Source organism: Lelliottia sp. JS-SCA-14, assembly GCF_035593345.1.
In the GTDB taxonomy this organism is placed as follows: Bacteria; Pseudomonadota; Gammaproteobacteria; order Enterobacterales; family Enterobacteriaceae; genus Enterobacter; species Enterobacter wanjuensis.
In genome coordinates this window covers 3836464-3860560 of record NZ_CP141606.1, presented here as the reverse complement: position 1 = coordinate 3860560, position 24097 = coordinate 3836464, and the positions used below count along the sequence as shown (strand labels likewise).

At 57.3% G+C, this 24097-nt stretch carries 17 protein-coding genes and 1 pseudogene; 13 read left to right on the top strand and 5 right to left on the bottom strand.

The window, feature by feature from the left end; all coding sequences use genetic code 11:
* Positions 1-74: 74 nt before the first annotated feature.
* The 4 genes and pseudogenes from U9O48_RS17950 to U9O48_RS17935 form a co-directional block, all read right to left on the bottom strand.
* The gene (locus tag U9O48_RS17950) at positions 75-1115 is read right to left on the bottom strand and encodes an NADP(H)-dependent aldo-keto reductase (RefSeq protein ID WP_282494480.1); all 1041 of its coding nucleotides are present in this window, start codon (positions 1113-1115) and stop codon (positions 75-77) included.
* A 133-nt stretch (positions 1116-1248) separates the two neighbouring features.
* Entirely contained in the window at positions 1249-1467 is a 219-nt protein-coding gene (ygdR, locus tag U9O48_RS17945) for a lipoprotein YgdR (protein WP_112009758.1), read from the bottom strand.
* A gap of 134 nt (positions 1468-1601) precedes the next feature.
* On the bottom strand, positions 1602-2288 hold the full coding sequence (gene mutH, locus U9O48_RS17940; protein ID WP_282494481.1) for a DNA mismatch repair endonuclease MutH: 687 nt from the start codon (positions 2286-2288) through the stop codon (positions 1602-1604).
* Positions 2289-2440: 152 nt separating this feature from the next.
* Positions 2441-2518: pseudogene (locus U9O48_RS17935) on the bottom strand (hypothetical protein); the annotation flags it as partial.
* 454 nt (positions 2519-2972) lie between these two features.
* Between U9O48_RS17935 and rppH the strand changes: the two are divergent.
* The 12 genes from rppH (at position 2973) to recD (ending at position 21269) form a co-directional block, all read left to right on the top strand.
* A complete protein-coding gene (gene rppH, locus U9O48_RS17930) occupies positions 2973-3503 on the top strand; it encodes an RNA pyrophosphohydrolase (protein ID WP_095283210.1) in 531 nt (176 codons plus the stop codon).
* A gap of 12 nt (positions 3504-3515) precedes the next feature.
* Positions 3516-5762 (top strand): phosphoenolpyruvate--protein phosphotransferase, encoded by a 2247-nt coding sequence (gene ptsP, locus U9O48_RS17925; protein ID WP_282494482.1) that lies wholly within the window; start codon positions 3516-3518, stop codon positions 5760-5762.
* A gap of 155 nt (positions 5763-5917) precedes the next feature.
* A complete protein-coding gene (lgt, locus tag U9O48_RS17920) occupies positions 5918-6793 on the top strand; it encodes a prolipoprotein diacylglyceryl transferase (protein WP_285143760.1) in 876 nt (291 codons plus the stop codon).
* A 6-nt stretch (positions 6794-6799) separates the two neighbouring features.
* Positions 6800-7594, top strand: coding sequence for a thymidylate synthase (thyA, locus tag U9O48_RS17915; protein WP_282494484.1), 795 nt, complete (start codon positions 6800-6802; stop codon positions 7592-7594).
* A gap of 184 nt (positions 7595-7778) precedes the next feature.
* Positions 7779-8240, top strand: coding sequence for a prepilin peptidase-dependent protein (locus U9O48_RS17910; protein WP_324722909.1), 462 nt, complete (start codon positions 7779-7781; stop codon positions 8238-8240).
* Positions 8234-8794 (top strand): prepilin peptidase-dependent protein, encoded by a 561-nt coding sequence (locus U9O48_RS17905; RefSeq protein WP_324722908.1) that lies wholly within the window; start codon positions 8234-8236, stop codon positions 8792-8794. The genes U9O48_RS17910 and U9O48_RS17905 overlap by 7 nt, the downstream gene beginning before the upstream one ends.
* Positions 8791-9192, top strand: a complete 402-nt coding sequence (locus U9O48_RS17900) for a DUF2509 family protein (RefSeq protein WP_324722907.1) — start codon at positions 8791-8793, stop codon at positions 9190-9192. The genes U9O48_RS17905 and U9O48_RS17900 overlap by 4 nt, the downstream gene beginning before the upstream one ends.
* Complete coding sequence (locus U9O48_RS17895) at positions 9177-9500, top strand: prepilin-type N-terminal cleavage/methylation domain-containing protein (protein WP_285150885.1); 324 nt, start codon at positions 9177-9179, stop codon at positions 9498-9500. The genes U9O48_RS17900 and U9O48_RS17895 overlap by 16 nt, the downstream gene beginning before the upstream one ends.
* A gap of 12 nt (positions 9501-9512) precedes the next feature.
* The gene (gene recC, locus U9O48_RS17890; RefSeq protein WP_285143755.1) at positions 9513-12887 is read left to right on the top strand and encodes an exodeoxyribonuclease V subunit gamma; all 3375 of its coding nucleotides are present in this window, start codon (positions 9513-9515) and stop codon (positions 12885-12887) included.
* A gap of 140 nt (positions 12888-13027) precedes the next feature.
* Positions 13028-15910 carry a pitrilysin gene (ptrA, locus tag U9O48_RS17885; protein WP_285143754.1) on the top strand — a complete coding sequence of 961 codons (2883 nt, stop codon included), beginning with the start codon at positions 13028-13030 and terminating at the stop codon, positions 15908-15910.
* Positions 15907-19452 (top strand): exodeoxyribonuclease V subunit beta, encoded by a 3546-nt coding sequence (gene recB, locus U9O48_RS17880; RefSeq protein ID WP_324722906.1) that lies wholly within the window; start codon positions 15907-15909, stop codon positions 19450-19452. Before ptrA ends, recB begins: the two co-directional genes overlap by 4 nt.
* Positions 19449-21269 (top strand): exodeoxyribonuclease V subunit alpha, encoded by a 1821-nt coding sequence (gene recD / locus U9O48_RS17875; protein ID WP_285143752.1) that lies wholly within the window; start codon positions 19449-19451, stop codon positions 21267-21269. Before recB ends, recD begins: the two co-directional genes overlap by 4 nt.
* Here recD and argA read toward each other — a convergent pair.
* A complete protein-coding gene (gene argA, locus U9O48_RS17870; protein ID WP_282494493.1) occupies positions 21261-22592 on the bottom strand; it encodes an amino-acid N-acetyltransferase in 1332 nt (443 codons plus the stop codon). The two genes, recD and argA, sit on opposite strands and share 9 nt — an antisense overlap.
* Before the next feature lie 228 nt (positions 22593-22820).
* Here argA and amiC point away from each other — a divergent pair, with 228 nt between their 5' ends.
* A complete protein-coding gene (gene amiC / locus U9O48_RS17865) occupies positions 22821-24074 on the top strand; it encodes an N-acetylmuramoyl-L-alanine amidase AmiC (protein WP_282494494.1) in 1254 nt (417 codons plus the stop codon).
* The last annotated feature ends 23 nt before the right edge of the window (positions 24075-24097 follow it).

The window sequence follows — 24097 nt, the reverse complement described above, 5'->3', positions numbered from 1 at the left end:
GCCGGGTGGCGAAAATCACAGCATTCACACATTGTAGGCCCGGTAAGCGCAGCGCCACCGGGCATAACAGCGCGTTACGGTGCCGGGTAGGTATAAACCTGATGCACCGCTTCAATCTCCGCTAACACCTCTTCGCTCAACTCCAGATGGAAGCTTTCAACGTTCGTCTTCAGCTGCTCCATCGTCGTGGCACCCAGCAGGGTGCTGGCCACGAACGGCTGACGCCGTACAAACGCCAGAGCCATCTGCGCCGGGTCCAGACCGTGGCGTTTCGCGATATCCACATACGCCGCGACCGCTTTCTGCGTCTGCTCGCCGCTGTAACGGGTGAAACGGCTGAACAGCGTATTACGCGCACCCGCCGGTTTGGCTCCGTTCAGGTACTTGCCGGTCAGCGTACCAAAGGCCAGGCAGGAATAAGCCAGCAGTTCCACACCTTCGTATTGACTGACTTCCGCCAGACCCACTTCATAGCTGCGGTTCACTAAGCTGTACGGGTTTTGAATCGTCACAATGCGCGGCAGATCGTGCTTATCCGCCAGATGCAGATAACGCATCACGCCAAACGCCGTTTCGTTCGAGACGCCAATGTAGCGAATCTTCCCGGCTCGCTGGCACTCGGTCAGCGCTTCCAGGGTTTCGAGCAGCGTCACCACCGGCGCGCTGTCGCTCCAGGTATAGCCGAGCTTACCGAAGCAGTTGGTCGGACGCTGCGGCCAGTGAACCTGGTATAAATCGAGATAATCGGTCTGGAGGCGTTGCAGGCTGGCATCCAGCGCGGCGCGGATATTTTTGCGATCCAGAATCTGATTCGGACGAATGCCCGCGTCGTTATTGCGCGACGGGCCGCTAACTTTCGACGCCAGCACCAGCTTTTCGCGATTGCCGCTTTTCGCCAGCCAGTTGCCAACGTAGGTTTCAGTTAATCCCTGGGTCTCCGGGCGCGGCGGCACCGGATACATCTCCGCCACGTCAATCAGGTTGATTCCCTGGCTGACGGCGTAATCGAGTTGCGCATGGGCATCGGCTTCGCTGTTTTGTTCACCGAATGTCATCGTGCCCAACCCCAGTTGGCTGATCTCCAGAGTGCTGTGGGGGATACGGTGATAATGCATAGCCGGCTTCCTTTACTGTGAAAAATGACGGCGTCAGGAACCTGCCCGACGAAGGACTATAAACATGGCAGAGGGGAAGCAAAAGGGGAAGAAAAAAATCAAAAAGGCCAGTAAGCAACTGACCTTGAACGGGTTATCTTTCGATGATTTGCGAAACTTCGTCGCGATTGATCTGCATTTTATTACCCTGCTGATCGTGATAGCTGACCAGACCGGTATCGTCATCGACTTCGGGTTTGCCGTCAGTCAGGATCATTCGACCATCTTTTGTCGCCATGACGTAATCACTACTACAACCTGAAACAGCAAACGCTAAACCGACCGCTGAGATTATCACTGCCCATTTTTTCATCGTTATCATCCTCACCTGTCTCGTATCACATCATAGTGTAGTAATAACCTGAGAATGCGTCAGGAGGAAGCAGTAAAATCTTAATTGGGAGTGGATTATGTTTGATTCAGTTCAAACTTCTCATAAATCAGCCTTTACGCAAAAAAGTGTCGAGCCAACAGGGCTCCGGTGAAATTCTTTTTTAAGTAAAAGCCGCGCGGCAACGTCAGGATGGGCTCGCCGTGGGCACCGATGGCCTCGGTCAGCGCCTTGCTGTTTGCCGCTTTGGGGCGAAGCTGCATCACTTCACCGTGGCGCGCCGTGATGCGCTCCACCTGGCCCAGCACGATCATATCCATTAACTCTTCCCAGTCCTGCGAAAGCTGGCGTTCTTCCTCTTCGTTGGGGCTCCAGAGCAGCGGTGCGCCTACGCGGCGGTCAGCGAGAGGAATTGCCCGGTCACCTTCAATAGGCACCCACAGCACCCGCTTGAGCTTATGGCGCACGTGGCTCATTTCCCAGGTGACGCCCGTATTCCCGGTTAAGGGGGCGACGCAGACAAAGGTGGTTTCGAGCGGTCTTCCCTGGCTATCAATGGGGATGGTTTTGAGCTCAACGCCCAGCGCGGCAAAATCCTGCTCGGGTTTGCTGCCCGCGCTTGCACCCAGCCAGCGCTCCAGCAGCACGCCGATCCAGCCTTTATCCCGTTTCAGATCCTTGGGTATCGGCAAGCCCGCCATCGCCGCCAGTTCTCCAAGCGAATAGCCCGCGACGCGTTGCGCCTGGTGCAAGAGTTGCGCTTCTGTTGCAGGAGGAGAAGTCAGTGGGACGAGCGGAAGCATAAATATAAGCCTTTGATTAAAAAATGAACCGTAAAAACAGACCTTGTGGATAGAGTTTAACTATTTCTGCGGCGTATTGGCAGGCTTATGATTTATCGACGTTTTTAGGATGAATCTGCCTGCGTTTGAAAAGGGCAAAAACAGGTTGTTCAAAACTGGTCACTGACAATGAACAGGATCTTACACCATGTTATCCACAGAAAAGTGGGATAACTGGGAATAACCCCCACTACTGTTTCGATTTACAGCCTTGACGTGCGACGAAAATCGAATTTTCACACAAATAGTGCCTAAGTTATTGGCACAATCTGTGGATAAAACCGACGCTGTTCGATCTTTCATCAGCACGACGATCCCTGATGTGATGATCGTCACGTTATGGCGTGCACCCGAGCATTGTTTGTATTTAACCGAATGAAAAATAGAGAGTTATTGTTATCCTCTTTCTGGGTGAGATTATCCACCGGGAATGTTGTCCAGCGGTAATTCCATACTTCTTCACAACTATATCCACAGAAAAAGTGAATAAAATGGCCTTCTGGCGGCCTCATCTGTTTATAACTCGAGTGAAAATTGTGAGTTATTCAAATGTTATTCCTTCGCAGCCCTGTAAGAGAGTGGTTTACCGCCTCACTGGAGTGTGAAACAATCGATCATATATAAGGTTTAGTTTGAGGTAGTCCGGTGATTGATGACGATGGCTACCGCCCGAACGTAGGTATCGTAATTTGTAATCGTCAGGGCCAGGTTATGTGGGCAAGACGGTATGGTCAGCACTCCTGGCAGTTCCCGCAAGGTGGGATCAACCCAGGAGAGTCCCCAGAACAAGCGATGTATCGGGAGCTGTTCGAAGAAGTCGGCTTAAGCCGAAAAGATGTTCGCATCCTGGCTTCGACCCGCAACTGGTTGCGTTACAAGTTACCGAAACGTTTGGTGCGTTGGGACACAAAGCCGGTTTGTATCGGCCAGAAACAAAAGTGGTTTCTTCTGCAATTGGTGAGTAACGACTCGGAAATCAATATGCAAACCAGCAGTACGCCGGAGTTCGATGGCTGGCGCTGGGTGAGTTACTGGTATCCCGTTCGTCAGGTCGTCTCATTTAAACGCGATGTTTACCGTAGGGTGATGAAAGAGTTTGCAAGTGTGGTCATTGCGTTTCAGGAGGCCCCTCCTAAGCCGCAAAGCACACCTGCCTGGCGACGTAAAAGAGGTTAAGCAACGCAAATCATGCTCACCCGCTTGCGAGAAATAGTCGAAAAGGTTGCCAGTGCCCCGCGCCTCAATGAGGCGCTGGACATTCTGGTCACCGACATCTGTCTTGCGATGGAAACCGAAGTTTGTTCGGTGTATCTGGCCGACCACGATCGGCGCTGTTATTACCTGATGGCGACCCGCGGGTTGAAAAAACCGCGCGGCCGCACCGTTGCGCTCGCGTTTGATGAAGGGATCGTCGGCCTGGTTGGACGGCTGGCGGAACCGATCAACCTCGCCGACGCGCAAAAACACCCCAGCTTTAAATACATCCCGTCGGTGAAGGAAGAGCGCTTTCGCGCGTTCCTCGGCGTGCCGATCATTCAGCGCCGCCAGCTTCTTGGTGTGCTGGTGGTCCAGCAGCGCGAACTGCGTCAGTTCGACGAAAGCGAAGAGTCTTTCCTCGTTACGCTGGCCACGCAAATGGCCGCGATCCTCTCCCAGTCTCAGTTAGCCGCCCTGTTTGGTCAGTATCGCCAGACGCGTATCCGCGCGCTGCCTGCATCGCCGGGTGTTGCTATCGCCGAAGGCTGGATGGACGCCACGCTGCCGCTGATGGAGCAGGTGTACGAAGCCTCTACCCTCGATGCAGCCCTTGAACGCGAACGCCTGACCGGCGCGCTGGAAGAGGCCTCTAACGAATTTCGTCGCTACAGCAAGCGATTTGCCGCCGGTGCTCAAAAAGAGACGGCGGCGATTTTTGACCTCTATTCACACCTGCTCTCCGATGCCCGTCTGCGCCGCGAACTCTTCGCCGAAGTGGACAAAGGATCGGTGGCCGAGTGGGCGGTTAAAAAGGTTATCGAACGTTTTGCCGAGCAGTTTGCCGCCCTGACGGATGGTTATCTGAAAGAGCGTGCGGGCGATCTGCGAAGCCTGGGCCAGCGTCTGCTGTTCCATCTCGACGATACCATTCAGGGCGAAAACGCCTGGCCGAAACGCTTTGTGCTGGTCGCCGATGAACTGTCGGCTACCACGCTTGCTGAGCTGCCGCACGATCGTCTGGCGGGTGTGGTGGTACGCGACGGTGCGGCCAACTCCCACGCGGCCATTATGGTGCGCGCGCTGGGAATCCCTACCGTTATGGGCGCGGATATTCAGCCTTCGGTGCTGCAACGTCGCACCCTGGTAGTGGACGGTTATCGCGGCGAACTGCTGGTCGATCCTGAGCCGGTGCTGCTGCAGGAATATCAACGCTTAATCAGCGAAGAAAACGAACTCAGCCGCCTGGCCGAAGACGACGTCGATCTGCCCGCACAGCTGAAAAGCGGCGAGCGGGTCAAGGTGATGCTCAACGCAGGCCTGAGTCCGGCCCACGAAGAGAAGCTCGGCAGCCGCATCGACGGCATCGGTCTGTACCGCACGGAAATTCCTTTCATGCTGCAAAGCGGCTTCCCTTCCGAGGAGGAGCAGGTGGCGCAGTATCAGGGGATGCTGCAGATGTTTAACGACAAACCCGTCACCCTGCGCACGCTGGACGTCGGGGCCGATAAACAGCTGCCCTACATGCCGATCAGCGAAGAGAACCCGTGCCTGGGCTGGCGCGGGATCCGCATTACGCTCGACCAGCCGGAGATCTTCCTGGTGCAGGTGCGCGCCATGCTGCGTGCCAACGCGGCTACCGGCAATCTCAGCATTCTTCTGCCGATGGTCACCAGCCTCGATGAAATCGACGAAGCGCGTCGACTCATTGAACGTGCGGGCCGTGAAGTGGAAGAGATGATCGGGTATGCGATCCCTAAACCGCGTCTGGGCGTGATGCTCGAAGTCCCTTCAATGGTCTTTATGCTGCCGCAGCTGGCGACCCGCGTGGATTTCATCTCCGTCGGCACCAACGACCTGACGCAGTACATTCTGGCCGTCGATCGCAACAACACCCGCGTAGCGAGCATTTACGACAGCCTGCACCCTGGGATGCTGCGGGCGCTGGCGATGATTGCGCGTGACGCCGAGCAGTACGGAATCGACCTGCGCCTGTGTGGTGAAATGGCCGGTGATTCCATGTGCGTAGCAATTCTGATAGGCCTTGGCTTCCGTCATCTGTCGATGAACGGCCGCTCGGTAGCGCGCGTGAAATACCTTTTGCGCCATATCGAGATTGAAGACGCGCAGGAGCTGGCAAAACGCAGCCTCGAGGCGCAGCTGGCGACGGAAGTTCGTCATCAGGTGGCGGCCTTTATGGAGCGTCGCGGCATGGGTGGTTTGATCCGCGGCGGCCGTTAGCACTCTCTTTTCGTATACACATCTTTTACATCTCGGGCGCATCCTCTGCGCCTGCCTTGTGCTATGATTCGCAACTTTGGAGCGTTGGTTAACCCTGCGCGCGTCTATTTTTCGCTGTCCACTTTCAGCGGAATAACAACATCTTGTGGTGACAGATGAACAGTGGTTATCTGCATTTTCCGGAATTTGATCCGGTCATTTTCTCAGTTGGTCCCGTTGCGCTTCACTGGTACGGTCTTATGTATCTGGTGGGTTTCATTTTTGCCATGTGGCTTGCGGGCCGTCGCGCCGGTCGTCCGGGCAGCGGATGGACCAAAAACGAAGTTGAAAACCTGCTTTACGCAGGCTTCCTCGGGGTGTTCCTCGGTGGGCGTATCGGCTATGTGCTGTTCTACAACTTCCCAATCTTCCTGAGCGATCCACTCTATCTGTTCCGCGTCTGGGACGGCGGCATGTCCTTCCACGGCGGCCTGATTGGTGTGATTCTGGTGATGGTGATCTTCGCTAAACGCACCAAACGCAACTTCTTCCAGGTGGCTGATTTCATTGCTCCTCTGATCCCGTTTGGCCTTGGCGCCGGGCGTCTGGGTAACTTCATCAACGGCGAGCTGTGGGGCCGTGTGGACCCGAGCGTCTCCTGGACGATGCTGTTCCCGAACTCTCGTGCAGAAGATATCGCGCTGCTGCCGTCGCACCCTGAATGGCAGTCTATCTTCGACACCTACGGCTCACTGCCGCGCCATATGTCTCAGCTGTATGAGTTGGCGCTCGAAGGCGTGGTGCTGTTTATCATCCTGAATCTGTTTATCCGCAAACCACGCCCAATGGGCTCTGTCTCCGGTCTGTTCCTGATTGGTTACGGCGCGTTCCGTATCATCGTTGAATTCTTCCGCCAGCCGGATCAGCAGTTCACCGGTGAGTGGGTTCAGTACATCAGCATGGGGCAGATTCTCTCTATCCCGATGATTGTCGCGGGTATCATTATGATGATTTGGGCGTACCGTCGTCGTCCACAGCAACAGCTTTCCTGAGGAACCATGAAACAGTATCTTGAACTGATGAAAAAAGTGCTCGATGAGGGCACGCCGAAAAACGATCGCACCGGTACCGGAACGCTCTCCATTTTTGGCCACCAGATGCGCTTTAACCTGCAGGAAGGTTTTCCGCTGGTGACGACTAAGCGCTGCCATTTGCGCTCGATCATTCATGAACTGCTCTGGTTCCTGCAAGGCGATACCAATGTGGCGTACCTGCACGAAAACAACGTCTCGATCTGGGACGAGTGGGCAGATGAAAACGGCAACCTGGGCCCGGTCTACGGCAAGCAGTGGCGGGCGTGGCCAACGCCTGATGGCCGTCATATCGACCAGATCACCACCGTTCTGAACCAGCTGAAAAACGATCCCGATTCGCGTCGTATCATCGTTTCAGCCTGGAACGTCGGTGAGCTGGACAAAATGGCGCTGGCACCTTGCCACGCCTTCTTCCAGTTCTATGTCGCTGACGGCAAGCTCTCCTGCCAGCTGTATCAGCGCTCTTGCGACGTGTTCCTCGGTCTGCCGTTCAATATCGCCAGCTACGCCTTACTGGTGCATATGATGGCGCAGCAGTGCGACCTCGAAGTCGGTGACTTTGTCTGGACCGGTGGCGATACGCACCTCTACAGCAACCACATGGAACAGACGCATCTGCAGCTGAGCCGCGAACCGCGCGCGCTGCCGAAGCTGGTTATCAAGCGTAAGCCGGAATCCATCTTCGACTATCGCTTCGACGATTTCGAGATTGAAGGCTACGATCCGCACCCTGGCATCAAAGCCCCTGTCGCTATCTGATAACGACTATCCTCACACAACCGGTGCTCTTGAGCGCCGGTTTTTTTTGCCCTGATTTCGCTTTTACGAGGCGCTTTCCAGCGTTTTTGCAACGCAATGCAACGGATGAGTTTTCGCGGAAAGCGCCTCGTAACCTTCACTTTCTCCAGTCGTTTTTATTGCCCGCTCTCGTCACACTGCGAGCATGAAAAAAGAACGCGGCTTTACGCTTATCGAAACCCTGTTTGCCATCGCGCTGGTCGTCATTCTCAGCGCCACGGGCCTGTCCGGCTGGCAAAACTGGCAGCACCAGCAGCGTCTGTGGCAAACCGCACATCAGGTAAGAGATTACCTGGTGCAGCTGCGCAACGACGCGAACGGCTACAACCGGGATCATCTCATCATCGCCAAAAAGGACGGTGAGAGCTGGTGTCTGTTGACGACCAAAATGGTGGATTGTCAGTCCCGGGATCGTCGGGTGCTCAACTCATACTGGCCGGAAGTGACCCTCGCGGAGCTGACGCCTTCCCTGGGTTTTTATGGGCTACGGGATACCGCCTGGCCTGGGCGAATACGCGTCAAAAGTTCTGCGGGTGAGTGGCTCGTTATCGTGTCGAACACCGGGCGCATCAGAATGTGCAACAGCACGGGGAAAGGGACATGCTAAATCAACGCGGGTTCTCGCTGACAGAGGTGCTCATCGCCATGGCGATTGGCAGTATTTTACTCCTGTGCACCGCGCGTTTTTTGCCGGGGTTGCAGCGGGCGATCCTGATGCAGGAGCAACAGCAGGAGCTGGAGGAAGCGATCTGGCAGAGAGCGACCGCCATCGGCAAACAGCTGCAGAGAGCCGGATATTGCGCCGGACTCTGCCAGGGACAGGCGCTGACCCTGGGTCGCGACGGGCACTGTGTGATTGTGCAATGGGATGCCAACAGCAACGGTCGTTGGGAAAACTCACCCTCGACGGATGCCGAGCAAACGGGTTATCGCCTGGAAGCAGGCGCGCTGGAGACGCAGCGCGGAGCCACGAACTGCGAAGGAAAAGGCTGGGAAAAACTGACTGAGCCTGAAAGCATCTGGGTGACTCAGTTCACAGTGAGCAAAACCGATCACCCCGGCTTTGCCCCTGAGCTGAATATAGCGCTGGATGCTGCGCGCGCAGGGCGATTGACAGAGTCATTTCAGGCAAGGTGGCGAGTCACGGGGTTCAACCTGTGAAGCGCCAGCAAGGGATGTCATCCCTCGCGCTGGTCCTGCTGCTACTGGTAATGGGTAGCCTGATCCTGACCGGTCTCAACCAACGGCTCGACGTTTTTACGCAAATCGTCAGCAATGAGCGCGGGGCGATTGTACAGCAGGCGGAGGCACAGTCGGCGCTGGAGTGGGGCAAAAGTCAGCTCTGGTCGGCGGCACCGGACGTTCAGTGCCGAAACGGGCCGCCGGGCCGCGTCTGTCTGCGGGTCTTGAGTGGAGACAGAGTCCTGCTCATTGCCGGCAGCGGCGAACTGTTGCTGTGGCGTGGCGGCACCATTCAGGACAACCGCGTGGTGTTGTCACCCCACGGCTGGAGCGATTTCTGCCCGCTGAAGGAGACCGCGTTATGTCAGTTACCTTAGCGAGGCAAAAGGGATTTAGCATAGTGGAAGTCCTGTTGGCCATGATGCTGCTGGTCATCGTCATCACCGCGCTGTCGGGCTATCATCGGGCGCTGGCGGCGCGTTTTATGATGTTTAATCAGTATCGCCAGCTCTGGCACTATGCCTGGAATGAGTCCCAGCTATCGCAGGAGACCTTACCTGCTGGCTGGCGGATAAACCGGGGGCAGACAACACAGGCCGGATGTGTCAGCATCACGGTCACACTTATTTCGCCATTGGGGCGGCAGGGTCAGATGACACGCCTGCATTGCCCGCTTAGCCAGTAGTCGGGAGCGTCTATGTTAAGGGTCTACCACTCAAATCGTCTGGATGTGCTGGAAGCGCTGATGGAGTTTATCGTCGAGCGTGAGCATCCTGCCGACCCTTTTGAGCCAGAAATGGTGCTGGTGCAAAGCACCGGTATGGCCCAGTGGCTTCAGATGTCCCTGGCGCAAAAGTTTGGCATCGCGGCCAATATCGAGTTCCCGCTTCCGGCAAGTTTCATCTGGGAGATGTTTGTCCGTGTCCTGCCGGAAATCCCCAAAAAAAGTGAATTCAACAAGCAGAGCATGAGCTGGAAGCTGATGTCGCTGTTGCCGGATATGCTGGCGAGCGATGAGTTCGCCATGCTGCGCCACTACCTCAGCGACGATACCGACAAACGTAAGCTGTTCCAGCTGGCCTCGCGAACCGCCGATCTGTATGACCAGTATCTGGTTTATCGCCCCGACTGGCTGACGCGCTGGGAAGCCGGAGAGCTGGTTGACGGCCTGCCGGAGGCGCAAATCTGGCAGGCTCCGCTGTGGAAAGCGCTGGTGGAACACACGGAAAAACTAGGGCAACCGCAGTGGCACCGCGCCAACCTGTATGAGCGTTTTATCTCGACGCTGGAAACGGCCTCTGAACCGCCTGTCGGCTTGCCGTCGCGGGTGTTTATCTGTGGGATTTCAGCCTTACCGCCGGTCTACCTGAATGCCCTAAAAGCACTCGGGAAACACGTCGATATCCACATTCTGTTTACCAACCCCTGTCGTCATTACTGGGGCGATATTCAGGACCCGAAATGGCTGGCGCGGCTTGTTGCCCGCCAGAGGCGGCGGATCTTTGAAGAGCGCGCGATCCCGCTCTTCAAAGACAGCGACAATGCTGCTCAGCTATTCGATGAAGAAGGCATTCAAAACTTACCTAACCCGCTGCTGGCCTCCTGGGGCAAGCTGGGGCGCGACTACATTCACATGTTGTCAGACATTACCTCGTCCGGGGAAGGGGACGTCGATGCCTTCGCGGAGATCACCCCGGACAGCCTGTTGCACAACGTCCAGCTGGATATTCTCGATCTGGAAAACCGCGCGATCGCCGGGATCACCGCCGAGGAATTCGCCCGCAGCGACAAGAAGCGAAAACTGGATCCTGAGGATCGCAGCGTCACGGTGCATGTGTGCCACAGCCCGCAGCGCGAGGTGGAAGTGCTGCATGACAAACTGCTGGCAATGCTGCAGGACGATCCTGAGCTGACGCCGCGCGATATCGTGGTGATGGTGGCGGATATCGACAGCTACAGCCCGTTTATCCAGGCGGTGTTCGGCAGTGCAACGGGCGATCGCTATCTTCCTTATGCTGTTTCTGACCGCCGGGCGCGTCAGTCTCATCCGGCTTTGCAGGCCTTTATCAGTCTGCTGGCTCTGCCTGACAGCCGCTTTATTTCGGAAGACGTGCTGGCGCTGCTGGATGTGCCGGTGCTGGCCGCGCGCTTCGATATCGATGAAGACGGATTGCGCTATCTGCGTCAGTGGGTGAATGAATCGGGCGTTCGCTGGGGCATCGACGACGACAACGTTCAGGAGTTCGAACTTCCTCCTACGGGCCAGCACACCTGGCAGTTTGGCCTGACGCGTATGCTGCTGGGCTACGCGATGGAGAGCCATCAGGGTGAGTGGAATGAGGTTCTGCCGTACGACGAATCTTCCGGGCTGATTGCCGAGCTGGTGGGCCATCTGGCCTCGCTGTTAATGCAGCTTAACCGCTGGCGGCGCGAGCTGATGCAGTCCCGCACGCTGGAAGAATGGCAGCCGCTGTGTCGTGAAATGCTCAATGATTTCTTCCTGCCCGATACGGACACGGAAGCGGCGATGGCGCTGATCGAACAGCAGTGGCAGGCCATTATCGATGAGGGCATTTCGTCACATTATGACGAAGCCATCCCGCTCTCTCTGCTGCGTGACGAACTGACTCAGCGCCTGGACCAGGAGCGTATTAGCCAGCGCTTCCTCGCGGGCCCTGTCAATATCTGTACGCTGATGCCGATGCGTTCGATTCCGTTCAAGGTGGTGTGTTTGCTGGGGATGAACGACGGCGTCTATCCGCGCGCCCTTGCGCCGCTAGGCTTCGATCTCATGAGCCAGCAGCCGAAGCGCGGCGACCGTAGCCGACGTGATGATGACCGCTACCTCTTCCTGGAAGCGCTGATTTCGGCCCAGCAAAAGCTCTACATCAGCTATATCGGGCACTCCATTCAGGATAACAGCGAGCGTTTCCCGTCGGTGCTGGTGCAGGAGCTGGTGGATTACATCGGTCAAAGTCACTATCTGCCGGGCGACGAACTGCTTAACTGCGACGAGAGCGAGCAGCGGGTAAAAAAACATATTACCCATCTTCACAGCCGTATGCCGTTTGACCCGATCAACTACGTCGACAACGAACAGCAAAGCTACGCCCGCGAATGGCTCCCCGCTGCGAGGAAAGAGGGGCAAGCCCATACGGATTTCATTCAGGAACTGGAATCTCGCCCAATCGAAACACTGACGTTTGAACAATTGCAGCGCTTTTGGGCGCACCCGGTACGGGCGTTTTTCCAGCAGCGACTGCAGGTGAACTTCCGCTCCGAGGAGAGTGAAATCCCGGATGCAGAACCCTTTACCCTCGACGGATTAAGCCGCTACCAGTTGAATCAGCAGCTGCTCAATGCGCTGGTGGAAGAGGAAAATGCGCAAATGCTGTTCCGCCGCTATCGGGCTGCGGGGCAACTCCCTTACGGTGCATTCGGAGAAATTGCCTGGGACATGCAGTGTCAGGAGATGCAGGCCCTGGCGGACCGGGTGGTGGAGTGCCGTCAGCCGGGTAAAAGCCTCGAAATTGATCTGACGTGCAACGGCATTCAGCTGACGGGCTGGTTACAGCAGGTTCAACCGGACGGCTTGCTGCGCTGGCGTCCTGCCATGCTCAGTGTTTCACAGGGTTTGCAACTCTGGCTCGAACATCTTGTCTACAGTGCCTGTGGCAACGAAGGCGAAAGCCGCTTGTTTGTGCGTAAGGATGGCGAATGGCGATTCCCACCGATGGCTGCCGATCGGGCATTAGCCTATCTGGAGCCCTACATTGAGGGCTATCGTCAGGGGATGAACAAACCGCTGCTGTTGCTCCCAGAAAGTGGGGGCGCGTGGATAAAAGCTTGTTACGACGCGCAGAATGATGCCATGTTAACGGATGACGTCACGCTGCAAAAAGCGCGCAGCAAGTTTTTACAGGCGTACGAAGGGAACATGATGGTGCGCGGAGAGGGTGATGATGTCTGGTATCAGCGTTTATGGAGAACCCTGGAGCCGGAGTACTTCGAGGTCATCACGCAAGAGGCGCAGCGCTATCTGTTACCTTTGTTTAAATATAATCAGTCCTGATGATTGTATAAAAATTGCGCAGGGAAAGGTGTTCATTTATTATGCCCATCTTGTCACGGACTGATGTACCAACATAAAGAGATGCTGGCGTGCCCAGCACGCAAATTGTTAATGATGTAGCCGTGATGAAGAGGTAGTGAATGCCAGGCAGCACCTTGTTTAAAGCGTTTGTATTGTTTGTCGCCCTCTGGGCTCCCCTCACTCAGGCAGATACCGGTTGGCAACCCGTTCAGGAAACAATCCGTAAGAGCGAAAAAGACACTCGCCAATATCAGGCGATTCGCCTTGATAACGGGATGACTGTGCTGCTGGTTTCTGACCCGCAGGCGGTGAAGTCGCTCTCTGCGCTGGTGGTGCCGGTGGGCTCGCTGGAAGATCCTGACGCGCATCCGGGCCTGGCTCATTATCTTGAGCACATGACGCTGATGGGCTCCAAAAAATACCCACAGCCGGACAGTCTCTCCGAATTCCTCAAAATGCACGGCGGCAGCCACAATGCCAGCACCGCGCCGTATCGCACCGCGTTTTATCTGGAAGTCGAAAACGATGCGCTGGAAGGGGCGGTAGACAGTCTCGCCGATGCCATCGCCTCGCCGCTGCTTGATAAAAAATATGCCGATCGCGAGCGTAACGCCGTCAATGCCGAGCTGACCATGGCCCGTACCCGAGACGGTATGCGTATGGCTCAGGTCAGCGCCGAAACCATCAACCCGGCGCACCCCGGCTCGCGTTTTTCCGGGGGAAATCTCGAAACCCTGAGCGACAAACCTGGCAGCCCGGTGCTTGATGCCTTACACGCGTTTCGCGATAAATATTATTCCGCCAACCTGATGAAAGCGGTGGTCTACAGCAACAAACCGTTGCCGGAGCTGGCGCGCATCGCAGCGCAAACCTATGGCCGCGTCCCCAACAAAAACATCGACAAGCCGGAAATCACCACGCCAGTGGTCACCGACGAGCAGAAAGGCATCATCATTCACTACGTTCCGGCCATGCCGCGAAAAGTGCTGCGTGTCGAATTCCGTATTGATAACAACACCGCCCAGTTCCGCAGTAAAACGGACGAACTGGTCACCTATCTGATCGGCAACCGCAGTCCGGGCACGCTCTCGGACTGGCTGCAAAAGCAGGGCCTGGTAGAGGGCATCCGCGCTGACTCCGATCCGGTCGTGAATGGCAACAGCGGTGTGCTGGCTATCTCGGCAACCCTGACTGACAAAGGCCTCGCGCACCGCGATGAAGTGGTTGCGGCGATTTTCAGCTATCTCTCGCTGCTTCGTGATAAAGGCGTTGATAAACGCTACTTTGACGAGCTGGCCCATGTGCTGGATCTCGACTTCCGCTATCCGTCGATCACCCGCGATATGGACTATGTCGAATGGCTGGCTGACACCATGATCCGCGTCCCGGTCGAACATACGCTGGATGCGGTCAACATTGCCGATCAGTATGACGCCGACGCTATCAAAGCGCGTCTGGCGATGATGACCCCGCAAAACGCCCGTATCTGGTACATCAGCCCGAAAGAGCCGCATAACAAAACGGCGTACTTCGTCGATGCACCGTATCAGGTGAATAAAATCAGCGCGCAAACCTTCGCGGACTGGCAGAAAAAAGCCGGAGAGATTGCCCTGCAACTGCCGGAACTGAACCCATACATCCCTGATGATTTCACGCTGATCAAACCTGCGAAGGAATACCCGCATCCGGAACTGATCGTTAACGAACCGACTTTACGCGTGGTCTATACCCCGAGCCGCTACTTTGCCAGCGAGCCGAAGGCGGATGTCAGCGTCGTGCTGCGTAACCCGCAGGCGATGGACAGCGCCAAAAATCAGGTCATGTTTGCCCTGAATGACTACCTGGCAGGCATCGCCCTCGATCAGCTGAGTAACCAGGCTGCCGTGGGCGGGATCAGTTTCTCCACCAACGCTAACAACGGACTGATGGTCAACGCCAACGGCTACACCCAGCGTCTGCCGCAGCTTTTCGAAGCGCTGCTGGACGGGTATTTCAGCTACACGCCGACCGAAGAGCAGCTTGAACAGGCGAAATCCTGGTACGCGCAGATGATGGATTCGGCGGAAAAAGGCAAAGCCTTCGATCAGGCGATTATGCCGGTGCAGATGCTGTCGCAGATCCCGTACTTCCAGCGTGAAACCCGCCGTGCGCTGCTGCCGTCGATCACCCTGAAAGAGGTGCTGGACTACCGTACCGCCCTGAAAACGAACTCGCGGCCAGAGTTCCTGATTGTCGGCAACATGAGCGAAGACCAGGCCAAAACCCTCGCGCAGAATGTTCGCAAGCAGCTGGGAGCGAACGGCAACGAGTGGTGTCGTAACCAGGACGTGCTGGTGGATAAACAGCAGAATGTGATCTTCGAAAAAGCGGGCAGCAGCACGGATTCCGCGCTGGCCGCCGTCTTTGTCCCGACCGGCTACGATGAGTTTGCCAGCTCCGCCTACAGCGCGGTGCTGGGGCAAATCATCCAGCCGTGGTTCTACAACCAGCTGCGTACCGAAGAACAGCTCGGCTATGCGGTGTTTGCGTTCTCGATGAACGTCGGTCGCCAGTGGGGCCTCGGCTTCTTGCTGCAAAGCAGCGACAAACAGCCCGCTTATCTTTGGCAGCGTTATCAGGCGTTCTTCCCGCAGGCGGAAGAGAAACTGCGCAAAATGACGCCAGAAGAGTTTGCCCAAATTCAGCAGGCGGTGATCGCGCAGGTGGTGCAAGCTCCGCAGACCCTGGGCGAAGAAGCGTCGCAGTTGAGCAAAGATTTCGACCGGGGGAATATGACCTTCGATTCCCGTGATAAAGTAGTGGCCGAGATAAAACAGCTGACGCCGCAAAAGGTTGCCGATTTCTTCCACCAGGCGGTGGTGAAGCCGCAAGGTATGGCATGCTTGTCTCAGGTTTCCGGCAGCCAGAACGGAAAAGTGGATTATGTGGATCCTCAGGGCTGGAAAGTCTGGGAGAGCGTCAGCGCATTACAGAAATCGATGCCCTGGAGTAAGAAAGAATGACCGACACCGCTGAGTCCCTTGATCCCTTACGTTTGCCGTTGCAGGGCGAACGATTGATTGAAGCCTCAGCGGGAACCGGAAAAACCTTCACCATTGCCGCCCTGTACCTGCGCCTGTTGCTGGGTCTGGGCGGTAATGCTGCGTTTGGGCGTCCGCTCAGCGTGGAACAGCTGCTGGTGGTGACCTTCACCGAAGCGGCGACCGCCGAACTACGCGGGCGTATTCGCCTGAACATTCACGAACTGCGCATCGCCTGCCTGCGTCAAACCACCGATAACCCCCTTTACGCTCGCCTGCTGGAAGAGATCACCGACAAGCAGCAGGCGGCCCAATGGCTGCTGCTGGCCGAGCGGCAAATGGACGAAGCGGCCGTCTTTACCATTCACGGTTTTTGCCAGCGCATGCTGAGCCTGAATGCGTTTGAATCGGGCATGCTCTTTGAACAACAGCTCATCGAAGATGAATCCGAGCTGCGCCATCAGGCCTGCGCGGACTTCTGGCGTCGCCACTGTTACCCGCTCCCGCGCGATATCGCCGAAGCGGTGCACGCCATGTGGAAAGGGCCGGAAGAACTTTTGCGCGCGATCGAGCGCTATCTGCAAGGCGAAGCGCCTGCGATAAAATCCCCTCCGCCTGCGGACGAAACTCTCGCGGCGAGGCACGAGAAAATCATTTCACTGATCGCCGCCCTGAAGCAGAAATGGTGCGATTCGGTCGCCGACCTTGAGTCCATTCTGGAAAATTCCGGCATTGACCGACGCAAGTTCAACCGCGGCAATCAGGGGAAATGGATCGAAAAAATCAGCGCCTGGGCGCAGGAAGAGACGCGGGGCTATCAGCTCCCCGATGCGCTGGAAAAGTTTTCCCAAAGTTTCCTGGTGGAGCGCACCAAAGCCGATGGCGTTGTGCCTGAACATCCGCTTTTTGTCGCGATTGAAACCCTGCTGGCGCAGCCGCTCACCCTCAACGATCTCATGATTACCCGCGCGATGGCGGAGATCCGCGAAACGGTCGCCCGCGAAAAGCGTCGCCGGGGCGAGCTGGGCTTTGACGATATGCTGAGTCGCCTGGATGCGGCGCTCGGCAGTGAGAACGGCGACGCGCTGGCGGCGGCCATCCGCACCCGTTTCCCGGTGGCGATGATCGATGAATTCCAGGACACCGACCCGCAGCAATACCGCATTTTCCGCCGCATCTGGCGCCAGCAGCCGGATACGGCGCTGCTGCTGATTGGCGATCCCAAGCAGGCAATCTACGCCTTTCGTGGCGCGGATATCTTTACCTACATGAAAGCCCGCGGCGAGGTCGAAGCGCACTACACGCTGGACACCAACTGGCGTTCCGCACCGGGGATGGTGGCGAGCGTCAACACGCTTTTTGCGCGGATGGACGCGGCATTCATGTTCAAGGAAATTCCCTTTTCATCCGTGAAATCGGCGGAGAAAAACAGCGCGCTGCGCTTTGAATTTCGCGGTGGAATTCAGCCTGCGATGAACTTTTGGCTGATGGACGGCGAAGGCTGTAGCGTCAGCGACTATCAGAACTTTATGGCGCAGCAGTGCGCGGCGCAGATCCGCGCCTGGCTCAGCGCCGGCGCGCAGGGCCAGGCGCTGCTGTGGAAAGGTGAAACCGCCAAAGCGGTGAGCGCCTCAGACATCACCGTGCTGGTGCGCAGCCGCCAGGAGGCGTCCCTGGTTCGCGATGCGCTCACGATGCTCTCGATCCCGTCGGTTTATCTCTCTAACCGCGACAGCGTGTTTGAGACGCTCGAAGCGCAGGAGATGCTCTGGCTGCTGCAAGCCGTGCTGACGCCGGAGCGAGAGAGTACGCTGCGCAGCGCGCTGGCAAGTTCGATGCTCGGCCTGAATGCGCGCGACATCGACGCGCTGAATAACGATGAAAGCGCATGGGATGCGGTGGTCGAAGAGTTCACCCATTATCGCGAACGCTGGCAGAAACGCGGCGTGATGGCGATGCTGCGCGAACTGATGACGCAGCGGCAGGTCGCGGAAAACATGCTGGCAACGGCAGGCGGCGAGCGCCGTCTGACCGACATTTTGCACATCAGCGAGCTTCTGCAGGAGGCGGGATCGCAGCTTGAGAGCGAGCATGCCCTGGTACGCTGGCTGTCGCAGCACATCGCCGATCCTAACAGTAATGCGTCAAGCCAGCAGATGCGTCTCGAAAGCGACAAGCATCTGGTGAAAATCGTCACCATCCACAAATCCAAAGGGCTGGAATACCCGCTGGTCTGCCTGCCGTTTATCGCCAACTACCGCGCGCAGGATCAGGCGTTCTATCACGATCGCGTGTCGTTCGAACCGGTGCTGGATCTCAGCAAAGCTGATGCCAGCGTTGAGCTCGCCGAAGCCGAACGTCTGGCGGAAGATTTACGCCTGCTGTATGTCGCCCTGACGCGTTCCGTCTGGCATTGCAGCCTCGGCGTCGCGCCGCTGTTCCGCCGTCGCGGCGAAAAAGCGGGGGAGAGCGATTTCCATCTCAGTGCCCTCGGGCGGCTGATTCAAAAGGGCGAACCCAAAGACGCCGCCGGGCTGCGTCAGTGCCTCGACGAATTATGCGACGATAATATCGCGCTGCAGATCCCCGGTCAGCCCGATCTCTCCCGCTGGCAAATGCCTGAGCTTACGGTGCCTGATTTAGGCGCACGGCAGATCATCCGCGCGCTGAGGGATGACTGGCGTGTGACCAGCTACTCCGGCCTGCAGCAGCACGGACAGAATATTGCTCAGGATCTGATGCCAAAGCTCGATGTGGATGCTTCGGGCGTGGGCGAAGTGGTGGAAGAACCCGAACTGACGCCCCATCAGTTCCCGCGCGGCGCATCGCCCGGAACCTTTTTGCACAGCCTGTTCGAAACGCTCGACTTTACCCAGCCGGTATCGCCGGAGTGGGTACTGGAGACGCTGCAAAAAGGGGGATACGAGGCCCAGTGGCAGCCGGTGCTGACCGAGTGGATCACCGCGATTTTACAGGCTCCGCTCACCGAATCCGGTGTCTCCCTTAGTCAGCTCACGGCAAAAGAGAAGCAGGTCGAGATGGAGTTCTATCTCCCGATTGCCGGGCCGCTGACGGCGAATGCCCTTGATGCGATTATTCGCGAGCACGACCCGCTGTCGAAGAACAGCCCGCCGCTCAATTTCCGTCAGGTGAGCGGGATGCTGAAAGGCTTTATCGATTTAGTATTCCGCCACGAAGGCCGTTATTACCTGCTGGATTACAAATCCAACTGGCTGGGTGAGAACAGCGAGGCTTACACCTGGAAGGCGATGGCCGCGGCGATGCAGTCGCACCGCTACGATTTGCAGTATCAGCTTTACACTCTGGCGCTGCATCGCTATCTGCGCCATCGCATCGCGGATTATGACTATGACGACCATTTCGGCGGCGTCATTTATCTGTTCTTACGCGGCTTTGACGCTAAAGATCCGCAGTCGGGGATCTTCACGACGCGACCTGATTCGGTACTGATTGATAAAATGGACCGGCTGTTTGCCGCAAGCACGGAAGAGGTGGCCCAATGACGATGAAAGATCTGTTACTGGCGGCGGTAGAGCAGCGCGTGCTGCGCCCGCTGGATGCGCAGTTTGCCATGATGGTTGCCGGTGACGACGCGGCGGTGATGCTGGCCGCTGCGATTTTAAGTCGTGATGCCGGTGAAGGGCATGTCTGTTTGCCGCTCTCGCGCCTGATGCCGGACGAGAAAACGCCGGTGCCGCTGCAGGCCTGTTTCGCGCTGATCGGTGAAACGACAGACTGGCCGGGCGTATTCCTGCGCTCCCATGCGGTGAGTCAGGGCGAAATCCCGACGCCGCTCATCCTTTGCAATGACCGTCTTTATCTCAATCGCATGTGGCGCAATGAGCTGGCGATTGCGCATTTCTTCAATGAATCCAACCAGCCGTTGCCCTACGACGATACCCAACTGATTCAAAGCCTGAATGACCTGTTCGGTGATTCGGAAACGGTGAACTGGCAGAAAGTGGCCGCGGCGGTGGCGCTGACGCGGCGCATTTCGGTCATCTCCGGCGGGCCGGGGACCGGTAAAACCACCACCGTGGCAAAACTGCTGGCGGCGCTGATCCAGATGGCGGGGGAGCAGAAATGCCGTATCCGCCTGGCGGCTCCCACGGGAAAAGCGGCGGCGCGACTGACCGAGTCTCTGGGCGGTACGCTGCAAAAACTGCCGCTTAACGATGCGCAGCGCAAGCTGTTCCCGAGTGAAGCCAGCACCTTGCACCGCCTGCTCGGCGCACAGCCGGGCAGCCAGCGTCTGCGCTATCACGCGGGAAATCCGCTGCACCTCGACGTGCTGGTGGTCGACGAAGCGTCGATGATCGATCTGACGATGATGTCGCGCCTGATTGACGCGCTCCCGCCGCACGCCCGCGTGATTTTCCTCGGCGATCGCGATCAGCTGGCCTCGGTTGAAGCCGGGGCGGTGCTGGGGGATATCTGTAACTATGCCAGCGCAGGGTACACCGCTCAGCGCGCGCAGGAGTTGTCGCACCTGACCGGATGTCCGATTGAAGGGAATCATGAGCAACGGGCGGGGGCTTTGCGCGACAGCCTGTGCCTGCTGCAAAAAAGCTACCGCTTCGGCAGTGACTCCGGCATCGGCCAGCTCGCGGCGGCGGTCAATCGCGGCGATCGCACGGCCATCAGGTCAGTGTTTGGCGGCGCTTTTGCGGATATCGAGAAAAAGCCTCTCCAGACGGGCGAAGAGTATCTCGCGATGCTCGACGATGCATTGCAGGGCTACCAGCATTTCCTGTCGAGCGTGCAGCAGCAGGATGCGCCTGAGGCGGTCATCGCTGCATTTGGCGAGTATCAGCTGCTCTGCGCCCTGCGCGAGGGGCCGTTTGGCGTGACGGGGCTGAATGAACGGCTCGAGCAGGTGTTAGCGCAGAAGCGAAAAATTATCCGCCAGCCGCACTCGCGCTGGTATGAGGGGCGTCCGGTGATGATCTCCCGCAACGACAGTGCGCTGGGGCTGTTTAACGGTGATATTGGTATTGCCCTCGATCGCGGACAGGGGCTGCGCGTCTGGTTCCAGATGCCGGATGGCAGCGTGAAATCGGTCCAGCCAAGCCGCCTGCCGGAGCACGAAACCGCGTGGGCGATGACGGTGCATAAATCGCAAGGATCGGAGTTCGACCACGCAGTGCTGATTCTGCCCGCGCAGATGTCGCCGGTGGTGACGCGCGAGCTGGTGTATACCGCTATCACTCGCGCGCGGAGACGATTGTCGCTCTATGCCGACGAGCGTGTTCTGGCGCAGGCCGTCACCACGCGTACCGAGCGTCGCAGCGGGTTGAGTGCGGTGTTTGAATCAGCTTAAATCGGCCATCAGCACCTTTGAACGGCGCTGATAGTTATACATCTCTTTTTTACTCTCCGGCAGCAAATCAATATCGACCGGCGTAAAGCCGCGCTCCTGGAACCAGTGAATGCTGCGGGTCGTCAGGACGAAGAGTTTGTTCAGGCCGATCTGTCGCGCCTGAGCGGCGACCCGCTCCAGCAAGACTTCTCCGCGCGATGAGCTGCGATAGTCCGGATGCACCGCCACGCAGGCCATCTCGCCGATCTTCTCCTCCGGGAACGGATAGAGCGCCGCACAGGCGATCGTCAGGTTATCGCGCTGAATGATGGTGAATTTGTCGATCTCCATCTCCAGCTGTTCGCGGGAGCGGCGCACCAGAATGCCCTGCTGCTCCAGCGGGCGAATCAGTTCCAGAATCCCGCCGATGTCGTTGATGGTGGCGCGACGGATTTGCTCCGCGCTCTCCATCACGATCTGCGTGCCGATCCCGTCGCGGGAGAACAGCTCCTGCAACAGCGCACCATCTTCCTGATAGCTGATCAGGTGACTGCGACGCACGCCGCTGCGGCAGGCTTTAACCGCCCCGCGCAGGAAACGCACGGTGCCGGAGTGGTAATCACCTTCCGCTTCCAGCGCTTCGACGCGCGCCTGGGCTTCGTTAGGGAACAGCTCCGAAACGATATCCCCCTGTTCGTTAAACACCCCCTGAGAGGAGCAGAAGCCGATCATCTTTTCGGCTTTCAGTTTGATCGCCAGCTGCGTCGCGACCTCTTCGGAGGTGAGGTTGAAGCTCTCACCGGTCACAGACACGGCTACCGGGCCCATCAGGACAATCGCGCCGTTATCGAGCTGGCGATGAATCGCCTCTTCATCGATACGACGAATACGCCCGCTGTGGCAGTAATCCACGCCATCATCCACGCCTAACGGCTGGGAAATGATGAAATTGCCGCTGACCACGTTGATGTGCGCCCCCTGAAGCGGGGTGTTGTTGAGGCTCATCGACAGGCGCGCGGTGATATCCAGCTGCAACTGCCCGGCTGCCTGCTTAACCAGCTCCAGGGTTTTGGCGTCAGTCACGCGGGTGTGTTTGTGATAAATCGGCTCATGGTGATGTGCTGCGAGGTTGGCGTCGATCTGCGGACGTGCGCCGTACACCACAACCAGACGGATGCCGAGGCTGTGCAGCAGGCCGATGTCATTGACAATGCTGGAAAAGTTCTCATGCTCGATGGCTTCACCACCCAGCATGATGACAAACGTTTTTCCCCGATGGGTATTGATGTAGGGAACAGAATGGCGGAATCCCTGGACCAGCTCGGTTCTACGTTCCTTAACCACGGCACAACCCCTAAGTGAATGTTTATTCGTATTTTCTGTATTTTTATTCGATTATCGCCGCGCGCGCAACCCTAAAATCATCGCCAACCCGAGAAAAAATTAAGTGATGCGTGCGTTACTGCATGATTGTTTACCCTTTTATAGATGACAGGTTATGCGTCATTCGTTAAAGTTTTCGGTCAATTTGGCCGTTTTATCTATGAATTCGTTTTCTTGCTCGGGAGAAGCATGTCGGGATCCAAATCAGCAATAAGCCGCCGCCGCTTGCTACAAGGGGCTGGGGCGATGTGGTTGCTTAGCGTCAGTCAGGTAGCATTCGCCGCTGTGAGTCAGGTGGTGGCGGTGCGCGTCTGGCCGTCTTCGACCTATACGCGCGTGACGGTAGAGTCTAATCAGGTACTGAAATACAAACAGTTTGCGTTGAGCAATCCTGAGCGTGTGGTGGTGGATATCGAGGGCGTGAATCTCAACTCGGTGCTGAAAGGCATGGGGGCGCAGATCCGTGGCGACGATCCTTACATTAAATCGGCCCGCGTCGGCCAGTTCGATCCACAAACCGTGCGCATGGTGTTTGAGCTAAAGCAGAACGTGAAGCCGCAGCTGTTCGCCCTCGCGCCGGTGGCGGGGTTTAAAGAGCGTCTGGTGATGGATCTCTACCCGGCGAATGCGACGGATATTCAGGATCCGCTCCTCGCGCTGCTGGAAGATTACAACAAAGGCGATCTTGAGAAACAGGTACCGCCGGCCCAGAGCGGCCCGAAACCGGGCAAAGCGGGGCGTGACCGTCCGATTGTGATCATGCTCGATCCAGGCCACGGCGGGGAAGACTCCGGTGCGGTCGGGAAATATCGTACGCGGGAAAAAGACGTGGTGCTGCAAATTGGTCGCCGTCTGAAGGCGCTGATCGATCAAGAGGGCAACATGCGGGCGTACATGACGCGCAATGAAGACGTGTTCATTCCGCTCAAAGTGCGCGTGGCGAAAGCCCAGAAGCAGCGCGCCGACCTGTTTGTCTCTATTCACGCGGATGCCTTTACCAGCAGACAGCCGAGCGGTTCGTCGGTCTTTGCGCTCTCGACTAAAGGGGCGACCAGTACGGCGGCACGTTTGCTGGCGGATTCCCAGAACGCCTCCGACCTTATCGGTGGGGTAAGCAAGAGCGGCGATCGCTATGTCGATCACACCATGTTCGATATGGTGCAGTCCCTGACCATCACCGACAGCCTGAAATTTGGCAAAGCGGTGCTGGGGAAACTCGGGAATGTGAACAAGCTGCACAAGAATAGCGTTGAGCAGGCAGGGTTTGCGGTGCTGAAGGCCCCGGATATTCCGTCGATTCTGGTCGAAACCGCGTTTATCAGTAACGTGGAAGAGGAGCGTAAGCTCAAGACCGCGAAGTTCCAGCAGGAAGTGGCGGAGTCGATTCTGGCAGGGATTAAGGCGTATTTCTCGGATGGCGCGACGTTGGCCAGAAGAGGGTAGTGGCATCAGCCGGGTTCACGCCC